Annotated in this window: 16 protein-coding genes; 10 read left to right on the forward strand and 6 right to left on the reverse strand. The window is 63.4% G+C overall.

All coding sequences use genetic code 11. The features are described 5' to 3' along the window. The 7 genes from EN914_RS07065 to EN914_RS07095 form a co-directional block, all read left to right on the forward strand. On the forward strand, positions 1–913 hold a 913-nt coding region (locus EN914_RS07065; protein ID WP_206527185.1), incomplete at its 5' end, for a dihydroxy-acid dehydratase. A gap of 11 nt (positions 914–924) precedes the next feature. Further along, positions 925–1,701: an SDR family NAD(P)-dependent oxidoreductase gene (locus tag EN914_RS07070; protein WP_024502543.1), complete on the forward strand. Its 777-nt coding sequence runs from the start codon at positions 925–927 to the stop codon at positions 1,699–1,701. Positions 1,702–1,733: 32 nt separating this feature from the next. Next, positions 1,734–2,732 carry an AraD1 family protein gene (gene araD1, locus EN914_RS07075; RefSeq protein WP_024502542.1) on the forward strand — a complete coding sequence of 333 codons (999 nt, stop codon included), beginning with the start codon at positions 1,734–1,736 and terminating at the stop codon, positions 2,730–2,732. Positions 2,733–2,784: 52 nt separating this feature from the next. Beyond that, positions 2,785–3,810 (forward strand): ABC transporter substrate-binding protein, encoded by a 1,026-nt coding sequence (locus EN914_RS07080; RefSeq protein ID WP_024502541.1) that lies wholly within the window; start codon positions 2,785–2,787, stop codon positions 3,808–3,810. A gap of 75 nt (positions 3,811–3,885) precedes the next feature. Then, entirely contained in the window at positions 3,886–4,989 is a 1,104-nt protein-coding gene (locus EN914_RS07085; RefSeq protein ID WP_024502540.1) for an ABC transporter ATP-binding protein, read from the forward strand. Beyond that, a complete protein-coding gene (locus EN914_RS07090) occupies positions 4,986–5,858 on the forward strand; it encodes an ABC transporter permease (RefSeq protein WP_024502539.1) in 873 nt (290 codons plus the stop codon). The genes EN914_RS07085 and EN914_RS07090 overlap by 4 nt, the downstream gene beginning before the upstream one ends. Continuing rightward, positions 5,855–6,655 carry an ABC transporter permease gene (locus tag EN914_RS07095; RefSeq protein WP_024502538.1) on the forward strand — a complete coding sequence of 267 codons (801 nt, stop codon included), beginning with the start codon at positions 5,855–5,857 and terminating at the stop codon, positions 6,653–6,655. Before EN914_RS07090 ends, EN914_RS07095 begins: the two co-directional genes overlap by 4 nt. Before the next feature lie 91 nt (positions 6,656–6,746). On the opposite strand, the gene EN914_RS07100 is transcribed toward EN914_RS07095, so the two are convergent. The 6 genes from EN914_RS07100 to EN914_RS07125 are packed head-to-tail and all read right to left on the reverse strand — an operon-like array spanning position 6,747 to position 11,100. Continuing rightward, the gene (locus EN914_RS07100; RefSeq protein WP_024502537.1) at positions 6,747–8,006 is read right to left on the reverse strand and encodes an ABC transporter substrate-binding protein; all 1,260 of its coding nucleotides are present in this window, start codon (positions 8,004–8,006) and stop codon (positions 6,747–6,749) included. A gap of 48 nt (positions 8,007–8,054) precedes the next feature. Further along, positions 8,055–8,483 (reverse strand): DUF4440 domain-containing protein, encoded by a 429-nt coding sequence (locus tag EN914_RS07105; protein WP_024502536.1) that lies wholly within the window; start codon positions 8,481–8,483, stop codon positions 8,055–8,057. Next, positions 8,480–9,535, reverse strand: coding sequence for an aldo/keto reductase (locus EN914_RS07110; RefSeq protein ID WP_024502535.1), 1,056 nt, complete (start codon positions 9,533–9,535; stop codon positions 8,480–8,482). The genes EN914_RS07105 and EN914_RS07110 overlap by 4 nt, the downstream gene beginning before the upstream one ends. Continuing rightward, complete coding sequence (locus EN914_RS07115) at positions 9,532–9,885, reverse strand: TIGR04076 family protein (RefSeq protein WP_024502534.1); 354 nt, start codon at positions 9,883–9,885, stop codon at positions 9,532–9,534. The genes EN914_RS07110 and EN914_RS07115 overlap by 4 nt, the downstream gene beginning before the upstream one ends. Before the next feature lies 1 nt (position 9,886). Then, positions 9,887–10,369, reverse strand: coding sequence for a DUF3830 family protein (locus tag EN914_RS07120; protein WP_024502533.1), 483 nt, complete (start codon positions 10,367–10,369; stop codon positions 9,887–9,889). Continuing rightward, positions 10,366–11,100 (reverse strand): GntR family transcriptional regulator, encoded by a 735-nt coding sequence (locus tag EN914_RS07125; RefSeq protein WP_024502532.1) that lies wholly within the window; start codon positions 11,098–11,100, stop codon positions 10,366–10,368. Before EN914_RS07125 ends, EN914_RS07120 begins: the two co-directional genes overlap by 4 nt. A gap of 126 nt (positions 11,101–11,226) precedes the next feature. Between EN914_RS07125 and EN914_RS07130 the strand changes: the two genes are divergently transcribed. From EN914_RS07130 to EN914_RS07140, 3 genes are all read left to right on the forward strand, one after another. Further along, complete coding sequence (locus EN914_RS07130; protein ID WP_024502531.1) at positions 11,227–12,024, forward strand: ABC transporter ATP-binding protein; 798 nt, start codon at positions 11,227–11,229, stop codon at positions 12,022–12,024. Beyond that, entirely contained in the window at positions 12,021–12,770 is a 750-nt protein-coding gene (locus tag EN914_RS07135) for an ABC transporter ATP-binding protein (RefSeq protein ID WP_013532982.1), read from the forward strand. The genes EN914_RS07130 and EN914_RS07135 overlap by 4 nt, the downstream gene beginning before the upstream one ends. After that, positions 12,767–13,447, forward strand: a 681-nt coding sequence (locus EN914_RS07140; RefSeq protein ID WP_164778675.1) for a branched-chain amino acid ABC transporter permease, incomplete at its 3' end; no start/stop codon positions are given. The genes EN914_RS07135 and EN914_RS07140, both read left to right, overlap by 4 nt.

Here is a 13,447-nt window from a genome sequence, read left to right on the forward strand (position 1 = left end):
CTCGACCAATGCGGTGCTGCATCTGATCGCCATCGCCAACCGGATCGGTGTCGATCTCAGCCTCGAAGACTGGGACCGCCTAGGTCGTGACGTTCCAACTATTGTCGATTTGATGCCGTCGGGCCGGTTCCTGATGGAAGATTTTTACTACGCCGGGGGGCTAGCTGCGGTCATGGCGTCGCTTGATGAAGTGGGGCTTCTTCATCGCGACGCCATGACCGTCAGCGCCAAGACCATCGGTGAATTGATCGACGGCGCGCCGAACTACAACAGCGAGGTGATCCGGCCGCTGAGCCAGCCGCTGACCAAGGAAGGCGGCATTTCGATCCTGCGCGGCAATCTGGCGCCTGACGGCGCGGTCATCAAGCCGTCCGCGGCAACGCCCGAGCTGATGCAGCATCGCGGCAAGGCGGTGGTGTTCGAAAACATCGAGCATTACTACGCCCGCATCGACGATCCGGAGTTGGATATCGACGCCTCCTCGGTGATGGTGCTGAAGAACTGCGGGCCGCGCGGTTATCCCGGAATGGCCGAGGTCGGCAACATGCCGCTGCCGGCCAAACTGCTCAAGCAAGGCATCTCCGACATGGTGCGCATTTCGGACGCGCGCATGAGCGGCACCGCCTACGGCACCGTGGTTCTGCATGTGGCGCCGGAAGCAGCCGCAGGCGGCGCGCTGGCGCTGGTGCGCGACGGCGACCTCATCGAGCTCGACGTCGCCGGCCGCCGGTTGGAACTTTTGGTGTCGGAAGAGGAGCTCGCCATCCGCCGGCGTGACTGGAAGCCGCCGGCGTCGCCGGAGGGCGGCTACCAGAGCCTTTATGTCGAGCGCGTGCTGCAGGCCGACAAGGGCTGCGATTTCGACTTTCTCGTCGGCCGGCGCGATGCCGGCATTCCTCGGCATTCGCACTAGAGAGGCGCGCGATGACGGATGAAATCGGCTACGCGATCTATCCAAGCCTCAAGGGCCGCAGCGTCTTCATAACAGGCGGCGGCAGCGGCATCGGCGAAAGCCTGGTGCGCCATTTCTGCGCGCAAGGGAGCCGCGTCGCCTTCGTCGACATGGCCGAAGAACCATCCCAACGTCTGGTCGACGCGGTTGCGGCCGACGGACATGCCGCGCCGCTGTTCATTCCATGCGACCTGCGCAACGTCGAAGAGTTGCAGGCGGCAACCGTGCAGGCAATGCAGCACAATGGCCCCATCCAGGCGCTGTGCAACAATGCCGGCAATGACGACCGCCACCAGACCAAGGATGTGACGGTTGCCTATTGGGACGACCGCATGGCGGTCAATCTGCGCCACCAGTTTTTCGCGGCGCAGGCAGTGCGTCCGCAGATGAGCGCGCAGGGCGGCGGCTCGATCATCAACTTCGGCTCCATCACCTGGATGGTCGGCGATCCGGATTGCCCAGCCTATGTCACCGCGAAAGCGGCTATTTACGGCATGACGCGGGCGCTGGCCCGCGAACTCGGCCCCGAGCGCATCCGCGTCAACTGCATGGTGCCGGGCTGGGTGATGACAGAGCGCCAGATGCGCCTGTGGTTGAACCCGGCCGGCGAACGTCAGATCGCGGAAAGGCAGTGCCTGCCCGACCGGCTGCAACCCTCCGATATCGCGCGCATGGCGCTGTTCCTGGCCGCCGACGACAGCCGCATGTGCACGAGCCAGCAGTTCATCGTCGATGCGGGCTGGGTGTGATCCGTACGGTTTCAAAGGAAGAAGGTTAGTTCATGCGTCTTGTTCAGTTCAGAATGGCCGACGGCAGCAGACGGGTGGGCCGCGTCTGCGATGACGGCAATCATCTGCACCCGCTCGAAAAGACCAGCAGCGTGCTGGAACTGGCCGAAGCGGCAATTGCCCAGGGCACGTCGATAGCAGCGCTGGTCGAGAAGCGGACCGGCACGGCGAAAATCGACTACGACCAACTGTTGCGCGATGGGCAGGTGCTCGCTCCGGTCGACCATCCCGAACCGGCGCGCTTCCTGGTCACCGGCACCGGCCTCACCCACACCGGAAGTGCCGCCGCGCGCAACCAGATGCATGTTCTGACCCATGGCGAAGGTGCCGACGAATCCGATTCCTTGAAAATCTTCCGCATGGGGCTGGAGGGCGGCAAGCCTGGCGCCGGCAAGATCGGGATTCAGCCAGAGTGGTTCTTCAAGGGCGTCGGCACCTGCATTGTCCCGCCCGGCGCGCCGCTGCCGATGCCGGCATTCGCGAAAGCCGGTGCGGAGGAAGCCGAGATCGTCGGGCTTTATGTCAATGGACCCGATGGCCATCCCTATCGCATCGGCTATGCGCTCGGAAACGAATATTCCGACCACGTGACGGAGGGCGAGAACTACCTTTATCTCGCCCATTCCAAGCTGCGCTCCTGCTCGATTGGTCCGGAACTGCTGATCGGTGACCTGCCCGAAGAAGTGCGCGGCCATTCGCGCATCCTGCGCGACGGCACTGTTATCTGGGAGCAGGAATTCCTGTCGGGTGAAGCGCACATGTCGCACTCGATCGCCAATCTCGAACACTTCCATTTCCGCTACCCGATGCACCGCAGGGCGGGCGACCTGCACGCCTATTTCTTCGGCGCGGCGGTGATGAGCTACGCCTCCGGCGTCAAGACGGCTTCCGGCGACGAGTATGAAATCCAGGCACAGACGTTCGGCAAGCCACTGCGCAACCGGATGGCGTCGGTGCCGGACGAGGGACTGGTCGCTGTTACCCAGCTGTGACGGCGCAGGCCCGAAAATTACGGTCCACCAGAACGATAATGGGAGATTAAAAATGGGACTGAAGAAAGCGTTTCTAAGACTAGCGACAATCGGGCTCAGCATCGGCCTGATGACATCGGCGGCGCTCGCCGCGAACCTTCGGGTACTGGCCTGGGACGGCTACGCCGATGCCGACTGGGTCAAGGACTTCACCGCCGCGACCGGCATCGGCGTCGATGTCGTCTTCATCGGCAGCGACGACGAGATCTGGGCCAAGATCAAGGGCAGCGAGGGCCAGGACTTCGACGTCTTTGCTGTCAACACCGCCCAGTTGCAGCGCTACATCAAGGCTGACCTGGTGTCGCCGATCGACGTCACCAAGCTCGCCAACCAGAAACACGTGCTGCCGCGCTTCCGCGACCTGACGGCGGTCAGCGGCGTGACCAAGGACGGCAAGGTCTACGGCATTCCGTTCTGCTTCGACTCCATCGGCCTGATCTACGACACCGACAAGGTCAAGCCGGCGCCGACCTCGATGTCGGTTCTGTGGGACCCGGCCTACAAGGGCAAGGTGCTGGCGTATGATAATGGCGAGCACAATTTCTCGTTCACCGCACTGACGCTCGGCTACAAGGATCCGTTCAACCTCAACGAAGAGCAGATGGCTGCAGTCAAGGCCAAGCTGGTCGAACTCAAGCGCAACGTGCTCAGCTTCTACACCACCGCCGACGAGGCGCAGCAGATCTACCAGAACAATGATGTGGCCCTGATCTGGGCCAATTACGGCCAGCAGCAGGTCAAGGCGCTGCAGAAGATCGGCGCCCATGTCGCCTACGTCAATCCGAGCGAGGGCGCGCTTGCCTGGCTCGACAACTGGGTCATTTCCAAGGGTGTCCGTGATAATGCGGCAGCCGAGAAATGGATCGACTTCATGCTGAGCAAGAAGGTCGGCGGCGAGCTTTCCGAGCGTACCGGCTTCGGCAACACAGTGACGGAAACCGGCAGCGCCGGCGGCAACGACAAGCTGGTCTGGCTCAACAATGTCGAGGACCCGCTCAAGCGTTCGGACATGTGGAACGAGGTCAAGGCAACGCCCTGATCTTTCCGCACCATGCCTTCGAAGGACCCGGCGGTCCGGAGTTCCGGACCGCCGAAGCGTATGCGAGAGTATTTCATGAACCAGAACACCGACCTCTTGACGCTGCGGTCCGTCTCGAAATCCTACGGCACGGTCCCCGTGCTGCACGACATCGACCTGTCGATCAAGGACGGTGAGTTCCTCACCGTTCTTGGACCATCCGGCTCCGGCAAGACCACGGTGCTGCGGCTGATCGGCGGGCTGGAACCGCTGACGTCGGGCGAGATCCGCCTGGATGGGCAAGACATCAGCCGCATGCCGATCAACCGGCGGCCGTTCAACACCGTGTTTCAGGACTATGCGCTGTTCCCGCACCTGACCGTTTCCGGCAATGTCGGCTACGGGCTTTCGGTTCGCCATGTCCAGCGCAAGGAAATCGCGCGCCGAGTCGCGGAGGCGCTGGAACTGGTCCAGCTCGGGCGTTTCGCCGACCGCTTTCCGGCGCAGCTCTCCGGCGGCCAGCGCCAGCGCGTCGCACTCGCCCGTGCGCTGATCTGCCAGCCGCGCCTGATCCTGCTCGATGAGCCGCTCGCCGCACTCGACCTCGAACTGCGCCGGCAGATGCAGGTGTTCCTAAAGTCCATCCAGCGCGAAATCAGGACCACCTTCCTGTTCGTCACCCATGACCAGGAAGAAGCCATCGGCATGGCCGATCGGATTTGCGTCATGGAGGCCGGCCATATCCGCCAGCTCGGCACGCCGCACGACCTTTACTACAGACCGGATTGCGAATTCGTCGCGCGTTTCTTCGGCGAGAACAATCTGGTGGCCGGGAAACTCGGACCGGTCCAGGGCGAGCTGCGATCGATCGAGACGGCGCTCGGGCGCCTCATCTGTTCGATCAGCGACCAGCCGCATTTGAAAGCCGCAGCGGAAGGCGCCAGCGCTTACGCCGCGTTCCGTCCAGAAGCCTTGCACCTTGCAGATGCAAAGGACACCGACAACCGTTTTTCCGGCACGATCTCCGATCTGGCCTTTGCCGGCTCGTCGACCGTCGCCACCATCGCGGCCGGCGCCGACAATGCCGCGCAACGCTTGCGGCTGCGCGTGCCGAGCCGCGTCGACGGCAGCGCGCTCAGATCCGGCGAGGCCGTATCGCTTTCCTTTGCGCCGCATGAAGGCCATCTGGTGCTGGCATGAGCAAAGCCGGATCGACGCTGCCTGCGGAAAAACGGCTGTCGCTGCTGGTGACGGTGCTGGCGTTTGCCTTGCCAGTGGTCTTCGTCCTGGTGCCGCTGGCGATCTTCCTCGGCTACAGCTTCTTCAGCGTCGACCAGGGCACGATCGTCTACGGCTTTTCGCTGGGCAATTATGTCAGGTTCTTTACCGATCCGGTCTTTCTGCCGGTGTTCTGGAACACCCTCGTGCTGTGCGTGTCGGTGGCCATCATCTGCATCCTGCTCGCCTATCCCGCCGCCTATTTCCTGACGACGCTGAAAGGGCGCTGGCGCTATGCCTTGCTGATGCTGCTCTTGGTGCCGCTGCTGATGAGCTATGTCATCAAGATCTATGCCATCCGCAGCATCCTCGGCCTCAACGGTTTCCTCAACAATGCACTGGTGGCGCTCGGCATTCTGCAGGAACCGTCGGCGCTTTTCGTGTTCAATATGAACGCCATCCTTTTGACGCTGACCCTGCTCTTGATCCCCTTCGCCATCCTGCCGATCTTCCTGTCGCTGGAGCGGATTCCGCAGGTGCTGCTGCGCGCATCCGACGATCTCGGCGCGAGCGGCTTGCAGACCTTCCTGCGCATCACCTTGCCGCTCAGCCTGCCCGGCGTCGCTTCGGCGGCGAGCTTCGTCTTCGTGCTGGCGATCGGCGATTTCCTGACGCCGCAGATGGTCGGTGGGATCAGCGGCTTCACCTTCGGCCGCATCCTCTACAGCCAGTTCGGCACGGCCTATAACTGGCCGTTCGGCGCGGCGCTGTCGGTGGCGCTGGCCGTCGTGGTGATCGCCGCAATCCTCATCGGCGAACGCTTTGGCCGCAACCCGGGGACTTCGGCATGAGCGCCCTGCCCCGACTGTCCACGATCTTTCTGGCCGCGATCACGACGCTGGTTGCGGTCCTGCTCTATAGCCCGCTGTTCGTGCCGATCGTTTCGTCGTTCTTCACCATTTCGCATGGCTCCGTCGACTGGTCGTCGCCGACGCTTGCGACCTATGTGGCGCTGGCTGAAAACCACGACATATTGGCCGCTCTGCGCACGACGCTGATCGTCGGCGTCTGCACCGTCATCCTGTCGGTGGTCAGCGGAACGCTGCTGGCGCTCTATTATCATGGGCGCCGTTCCGGACGCTCGCTGCTGCAGTTCATCATCTTCCTGCCGTTCCTGATGCCGCCGATCATCAGCGGCCTGGCGCTGCTGATCTTCTTCCGCGAGATCGGCCTCGAACGCTCGCTGCTGACGGTCGTTATCGGCCATACGGTTTTCGTGCTGGCGATCGTCTACCGCACGGTGCTGACGCGGCTGCAGTCGATGAGCCGCACGCTGGTTGAAGCGTCCTACGATCTCGGTGCCACGGGCTGGCAGACCTTCTGGCGCATCATCCTGCCGAACCTGTCGAGCGCCATGGTCGGCGGCGCCATCCTGGCCTTCGCCCTGTCATTCGACGAGACCATGATCACCATCCTGGTCACTGGCACGCAAAGCACGCTGCCGGTCAGGCTGTGGGCGATGATGCGGCTTGGCTTCTCACCCGACATCAATGCGCTGGTGGCTCTGATCCTGATGTTCACCGTGCTGCTCTGCGTGCTCGCCGGCCGCTTTCTCATCCCCAGGCAAGTTGCGACGGAACGGACGTGAGTGCCGGGCAAGAGCGCCGCAATGAGGCAGCCATATTCTTGGTCCGGCATCGATGCTGACATAATCGATGCCGGACCAAACGGAATGATGCTTACTGAAGCTTGGCCTGCAAGGCGTTGACATCGTCGGTGGTCATTTCACCGTCCGTCGCTACCTTGCCGTCGACGATCTTCCACAGCCGGAACGGGCCTGTGATGTCGCCATATTTATCGAAAGCGACCGGGCCGATGACGCCTTCGTAGCGGATCGGCTTGCCGTCCTTGATCAGGCCGAGCGCCTTGGCGAACTCTTCCTTGCCAGCAAAGATCGGCGTGCCGGCCGGATCGACCGCCTTGTACATCGCGTCCTTGATCTTGGCCGGGTCCTCGGAGCCGGCAATGGCGATGGCGAGGCCAACAATCGCGCCGGCGTCATAGGAACGGTCGGCTGCCGGATTGGTCGGTTCGATGCCGGAGAATTCCTTATAGTTCTTGGTGAAATACTCCGTCGAGGCCGTCGGGCTGGTGCCGGACGACGTGCCGTAGGCTTCCCTCAGATAATCGGCGCCGACGGATTCGATGAAGTCCGGGCTGTTCATGCCGTCATTGAGCAGGAATTTCTGCACACCGCCCTGCGAGATCCAGGTGCGGGCGACCGTGGCGCCGTCGACCGGTGTGCTGACGAGGTAGAGACCGTCCGGTTCACCGGCCATTGCCGCGGTGACTTCGGAGGCATAGCTCGACTGCTTTTCATTGTAAGGCGTGTCGGAGACGATGGTGCCGCCGAGCGCTTTGTAGGCACGCGAGAATTCGGCCACCATGTTGACGCCGAAATCGTTGTTGACGTGGATGATCGACAGCTTCTTGAAACCCTTGTCGATGGCATATTTGGCGGCGGCGACACCCTGCAGCGCATCCGAGGTGATGGTGCGGAAGAAGATGCCGTTGGTCTTGCCGTCGCGGCCGAGCGCCGTCAGCGTCGGCGAGGACGACGCCGGCGAGACCTGGACGATCTTGGCTGGCGCGGTCACCGAGGTCAGGATGGGGATCGACACCGACGAGATGATGCCGCCGATGATGACCGGCACCTTCTTGACTTGAACAAGTTGGGTGGCGGCGTCGACGGCGATGTTGCCCTGGCTCTGGCTGTCGCGCGTGTCGGTGACGAGATCGCAGCCGCGCACCCCGCCGGCTCCGTTGATGTCGCGGAAGGCCATCTCGACCGACTTGGCGCCGGCCTGGCCGTATTCGCCGGCCGGGCCGGTCAGCTCCATGACGAGGCCGACGGTGATCTTGCAGTCGGCGGCTTGCGCAGCACCCGCCATCGTGACGAGAGCGAGCGCTGTGGTGAGTTGGAGTATCGTCTTTGTCATTGTTGTTCCCCTTTCGTTACTCGACTGTATTTGAGTTCTGGAGCTTGTTCAGCGTTCCGGCACCTGCAGCCAGGTTTCATGCAGATGTCGCCATTCGACGCCGTTGGGCGCCGATGAACTGGTGGTGAAGACGGCGCTCGATTGACGGCGGCTGTGCTTGCCTGCGCGCAGCTGCGCTTCGACATAGAGGACGACGATGGTATCCGCGTCCTGCCAGCCGGGCCGGATGTCCTCGATCGAAATGGTGAAACCATCGTCGCAGGAAGCACGGCTTGCGCGGACATGGTCGACGACCGCTTCGCGATCGAGGATATGTCCGTCCGGCGCCACCATGCTGAGGTCCTTGCCCATGGCGCGTTCGAAGCGGCCGAAGTCCACCGTGTTGGCTCGCGCGGCGACGAACCAGTCGACGAAGAAGCGGTGCAGGTCGATGATTTCGGCGCTGGCGCGTGAAAACAGGGAGGGTTCGCCGCTCATTTCTTCCCCGCATTGAGGTTGTAATGCATGATCGAACCGTGGCGGCCGCGGCGGTCGCGTTCCAGCGTGTAGACGTCACCTTCGAGGCCGGTGCCTTGCGCCATGACGGCCGCAATCCGCTCCCGGTCCTCGGCGTCGAGCGCAACGTCCATGATTTTCGCATTGGCAATGGCGTGGGCCTGGTTGCGGGCGCCGACGATGACCGCCGCCACTTGCGGCTGCTCCAGCACCCAGGCGCTAGCGATGGTGGCAACGTCAACGCCGTGGCGGTCGCCAACGGCCTTCAGCGCCTGCAGCAGGTGCTGGAACAGCTCCCAGCCGCCAAAATCGTCGATGATCAGCTTGTACTTGACCAGCGAGCGGTTTTCGAGCGGCGTGGCGGGCTCGGCCGCACCGAGCCATTTGTTGCTGAGGAAGCCGCCGGCGACTGAACCATAGCAGAGGAAGCTGACGCCGTTCTGTTTTGCGAGCGCGGCCAAGCTGCTGCCCGGGCGCTGGTCGAGCACGGAATATTGCAGTTGCTGGCTGACCAGCGGGATGCCGGCAGCGAGTATCTCGGCGAGCCTTGGCGTGTCGAAATTGGTGGTGCCGAGATTTCGCACCTTGCCCTCCAACCGAAGCTCGTTGAGCCAGCCCATGGCATCGACATAGCGCGGCTGTTCATAGTCCCACCAATGGAACTGCACGAGATCGAGCCGCTCGGTCTTCAGCCGCCGCAATGACTGGTCGATGATGCCCCTGATGTAGTCACGGCTGATACTGGCCAGCCGTTCGAGGTCGGGCACCAGCTTGGTGTGCACCTTCATCCGGGCCGCGACGTCGAGGCCGCGCTCGCTGGCCAGCCGCAGGCGCGCGGCACCGATCAGCTCCTCGACGCCGGTGTAGATGTCGGCGCAATCATAGGTCCAGATGCCGGCATCGAAAGTGGCGATCAGATCGGCCACCGCCTGGCTGCGGTCAATGGCGCCGTGGCCGCCAGCCAGCTGCCAGCCGCCGCGAATGACGCGCGAGATGGTGTAGCCGGGGCCGAGTTCGAAGGTGTTGGCGGTCATCTAAGGTCATCCTCTTTCGGCAGCGGCACCGCCGTAGTCTCGGCGTGGCTGAACCGCCGCTTGGCGGTCCTGACGATCCGCAGCCGGCTGCCGCAATTGGGATCCGGACAAGCGATCTCGGCGTCCGAGGTCATCCAGTCGTTCGGGTGGGTTGGGCGCTGCTTGGCTGCCAGAAGCGGCAACACGGCGGCGATCGAATAGATCGAAAAACCCTGCCCTGCCGGCATCGACAGCATCTCGCCCTTGAGCTCGAAATAGTCGCCTTCCTTGGCGCCGCAATAGATAGGTTTGTCCTTGGGGATGATCGCCTCGACGCGAAGATCGAACAGCTCGAAACTGTCGTCGGCCATGTCAGGCCTCGATCAGGCTGAAGGTGATATCGCAGGCGCCGTTGCGGCGGATGACACCGCACGCGGAGGCGAACCGGTCACGCTCTTCGACGCGCACCTGCGCCACCACACTGCCGGCCAGCCAGCCTATCGGGAACAAGAGCCGCGCGCCCTGCCCGTAGTAGAGGCCAATGTCGAAGATCGCATTGGGATTGCCGCCCCACATGCGTGGCGGCACGTAGGACAGTACGATGTCGCCCGGCTGCGGGTTCAGCGTCGCGTTCTCGGCCGGCAACGGTTTTGCATAGGCCTGGCCCTCGAGGTCGGCTGATGGAACCGGACAGGAAATCTCAGGCCCCGTCCACATCGCATGGATGCCCGGAACAACGCGTGGCGTGCCGAGATAGGCCAAGAGGAAGGCAGCGTTTTCCGGCGCCTTCTCGGGCAGCAGCAATGCCGTTACGGAAAGCTGCGAGCGCGGCTCGGTGATCCTGATGGCGGTCATGTCTGGTCTTTCGCGGCGGCGGCCTGCAGCTTGCTGCGCAGGAAGGTGAAGGGTCGGCTGATGTCGGCGACCAGCGACTCGCGCGCCGCCTGCGCATCCTGCGTGGACAGCGCCGTGACGATGCGGCGGTGATATTGGGCGGTGTCGACCTCGCCGGCTTCCGAGAAGGCGTAGATGGCGACACGAATGCAGGGACCCGATTGCAGCCACAGGCTCTCGATCATCGGGATCAGCACGGCCGAACCGCAGGAGCGGTAAATCTCGAAATGAAAGCTCTGGTTGAGCGTCACTTCGCGGTCGACGTCCTTCTTGTGTTTCAAAGCCCGCATCTCGTCCCATTCGGCGAGGATGGTTTCGATGGTGGCGATCTGGCGCGGACCCATGCGGGCGGCGGCCAGCGCGATCGCCTCGCCCTCGATCAGGATGCGAGCCCGCAGGAGATCGTCGAGGCGTTCCAGCGTGATCGGCGGCACGCGCACCGAACGGTTGGGCAGCGCCTCCAGCGCCTTTTCCGTGATCAGCCGGCCGAGCGCCTCGCGCACCGGCATGGTCGAGGTGACCAAGGCGTCAGCCAGGCCACGGATGGTCAGCACCTGGCTCGGTTCGAACAGGCCGCCAATCAGGGCGCGGCGCAGCTCGGAATACACGCGGTCCTGCACGGTCTCGCGGCCGACCGGCGCAAGCTGGGCCGCGATCACCTCGTTGTTCTTTTCGATGGCAGCCTTTTGCATGGAATTCCGTTCGTGGCCGGTTTTCGGCTTGCGGAGGAAATTAAAGCCGAATAGCGTGATCAACGCAAGTGTGATCACAAATCATAATCAGGAGGCGGCAGCGATCGTCTTCGGCCAGAGGGTTTGATGAGCGAGGCAACCAAACGGCAAGGGGAAACCCGCGCGCCGGTTCTGACGGCAAGGAATGTCGTCAGGCGGTTCGGCGGCCTTGTCGCGGTCAACGACGTCTCGTTTAACGTCAAAGCGGGCGAAATCCTCGGCCTCATCGGCCCCAACGGCGCCGGCAAGACGACGATGTTCGACCTGCTTGCCGGCAGCATATTGCCGACCAGCGGCGAAATCCTTCTCAACGGCACGAGCGTCTCGGGCGAAGCCGCACATCTGCGTATCGGCCGTGGCCTTGGCCGCACGTTTCAGATCCCGCGCCCGCTGCCCAACCTGACGCTGATCGAAAACATCATGCTGGCGGCGCAGGGTCAGGCCGGCGAAAAGCTGCTTGCCAATTTCGTCACGCCATGGCGCGTCGCCGCGCAGGAAAGGGCCGCCAGGACAAAGGCGCTTGAACTGCTGGAACTGGTCGCCCTCGCCCATCTCGCGCATGAGCCGGCGCGCGTGCTTTCCGGCGGTCAGCGCAAGCTGCTCGAACTCGCCCGCGTGATGATGGCCGATCCGGCGATCATCTTGCTCGACGAACCGGCGGCCGGCGTCAACGCGACGCTGCTCGAAGTCATCATCGACCGCATCCGCGACATCAATGCGCGCGGTATCACCTTCCTGCTGATCGAGCATAATATCGACATGGTGACGCGGCTCTGCCATCGCGTCCTCGTCATGGCGAACGGCCAGTTGCTCAGCGAAGGCACGGCCGAAGAGGTCGCTCGCGACCCGCGCGTCATCGAGGCCTATCTCGGAGGCGCGGCATGAGCGAGATCGTTCTCGATGTCCGCGACCTCGAAGCCGGCTACGAGCCCGGCGTGCCGATCGTGCGCGGCGCCTCGATCACCGTCGCCAAGGGCGAGATCGTCGTGGTGCTCGGCCCCAACGGCGCCGGCAAGTCTAGCTTCATCAAGGCCATCGCCGGCCTCGTCCCGATCACCGGCGGCACAGTGTTTCTGGACGGCAAGGACATCACTGCCGCGCCGGCCCACACCATGGTGCGGCTCGGGCTGGCCTTCGTGCCGCAGACCGAAAACATCTTCCCACTGATGTCGGTCGAGGACAATCTCAGAGTTGCTTGCGGCATCCTTGAGCGGCGCGAAATTCCTGCGCGCATCGAGGAGATGTATGCCGCCTTCCCCGATCTCGTCCGCCAGCGCCGCACCGCCGCCGGCAACCTCTCGGGCGGACAACGGCAGATGCTCGCCGTTGCGCGGGCGCTGATCGTCCACCCCAAGGTGCTGGTGCTAGACGAGCCGTCGGCCGGCCTGTCGCCGAAATTCGTCTCGATGGTGTTCGAGATGCTGGCCGGCATCCGCAAGTCCGGCGTCACTGTCCTGCTCGTCGAACAGAATGCCAAGGCAGCGCTCGCCATCGGCGACCGCGCCTATGTGCTGGTCGAAGGCAAAGACCGGCACGAGGGCATTGCTTCCGAGCTGTGGAACGATCCGGTAGTCGCCGAACTCTATCTCGGCCAGCGCCCCCGCAAGTCCGGCACAGGAGGTGGGGCATGAGCCTGCAATTTGTCGTCGACGGATTGCTGACGGGTTCGATGATCGGCCTGGGCGCCATCGGCGTGACGCTTACCTATTCGATCCTGCGCTTCTCGAACTTTGCCCATGGCGACTTCATGGCCTGGGGCACCTATGCGACGCTGGCCGTCGTCAGCGCCATCGGCGCGACATTCGGCAAGGTGGCACCGATCGCACCGCTGTCCTTCGGCTGGCCGCTGATTGTCGCGCTGGTCGTTGGCATGGCGTTCACCGCTTTGCTGGCGCTGCTGCTCGACAAGGTGCTGTTTTCGCGGCTGCGCTCGCAAGGCCAGGCGATCATCGTGGTGATGGCGAGCTTCGGTGCCTCGATGGCGCTGAGAAGCCTGCTCGAATTCACCTTCACCTCGCGGCCGACCTATTTCAGCCGGGCGATCCAGATCGCCATGCCGGTCGGCTTCGGCATCCGCATCACATCAGACCAGATCGCGCTTTTGCTGCTGACCGCGGTGCTGGTGCTCGCCGTGCATCTGTTGATGACGCGCACGCAGACCGGCCGCTCGATGCAGGCCCTGAGCCAGAACGCGGCACTGGCCCGCATCGTCGGCATCGACGTCGCCAGCGTGGTGCGCGTCACCTGGGTCATCGGCGGGGCGCTGGCCTGCGTGGCCGGCGTGATGATCGGCATCCTGGTGCAGATC

Origin of the sequence: Mesorhizobium sp. M7A.F.Ca.CA.001.08.2.1 (assembly GCF_003998455.1) — a bacterium.
In the GTDB taxonomy this organism is placed as follows: domain Bacteria; phylum Pseudomonadota; class Alphaproteobacteria; order Rhizobiales; family Rhizobiaceae; genus Mesorhizobium; species Mesorhizobium ciceri.

What these genes read in the sequence shown, in the direction of transcription:
- EN914_RS07070 (WP_024502543.1), top strand. Translation starts at nt 925, where the DNA reads ATGACGGATGAAATCGGCTACGCGATCTATCCAAGCCTCAAGGGCCGC.
- araD1 (WP_024502542.1), top strand. Translation starts at nt 1,734, where the DNA reads ATGCGTCTTGTTCAGTTCAGAATGGCCGACGGCAGCAGACGGGTGGGC.
- EN914_RS07080 (WP_024502541.1), top strand. Translation starts at nt 2,785, where the DNA reads ATGGGACTGAAGAAAGCGTTTCTAAGACTAGCGACAATCGGGCTCAGC.
- EN914_RS07085 (WP_024502540.1), top strand. Translation starts at nt 3,886, where the DNA reads ATGAACCAGAACACCGACCTCTTGACGCTGCGGTCCGTCTCGAAATCC.
- EN914_RS07090 (WP_024502539.1), top strand. Translation starts at nt 4,986, where the DNA reads ATGAGCAAAGCCGGATCGACGCTGCCTGCGGAAAAACGGCTGTCGCTG.
- EN914_RS07095 (WP_024502538.1), top strand. Translation starts at nt 5,855, where the DNA reads ATGAGCGCCCTGCCCCGACTGTCCACGATCTTTCTGGCCGCGATCACG.
- EN914_RS07100 (WP_024502537.1), bottom strand. Translation starts at nt 8,006, where the DNA reads ATGACAAAGACGATACTCCAACTCACCACAGCGCTCGCTCTCGTCACG.
- EN914_RS07105 (WP_024502536.1), bottom strand. Translation starts at nt 8,483, where the DNA reads ATGAGCGGCGAACCCTCCCTGTTTTCACGCGCCAGCGCCGAAATCATC.
- EN914_RS07110 (WP_024502535.1), bottom strand. Translation starts at nt 9,535, where the DNA reads ATGACCGCCAACACCTTCGAACTCGGCCCCGGCTACACCATCTCGCGC.
- EN914_RS07115 (WP_024502534.1), bottom strand. Translation starts at nt 9,885, where the DNA reads ATGGCCGACGACAGTTTCGAGCTGTTCGATCTTCGCGTCGAGGCGATC.
- EN914_RS07120 (WP_024502533.1), bottom strand. Translation starts at nt 10,369, where the DNA reads ATGACCGCCATCAGGATCACCGAGCCGCGCTCGCAGCTTTCCGTAACG.
- EN914_RS07125 (WP_024502532.1), bottom strand. Translation starts at nt 11,100, where the DNA reads ATGCAAAAGGCTGCCATCGAAAAGAACAACGAGGTGATCGCGGCCCAG.
- EN914_RS07130 (WP_024502531.1), top strand. Translation starts at nt 11,227, where the DNA reads ATGAGCGAGGCAACCAAACGGCAAGGGGAAACCCGCGCGCCGGTTCTG.
- EN914_RS07135 (WP_013532982.1), top strand. Translation starts at nt 12,021, where the DNA reads ATGAGCGAGATCGTTCTCGATGTCCGCGACCTCGAAGCCGGCTACGAG.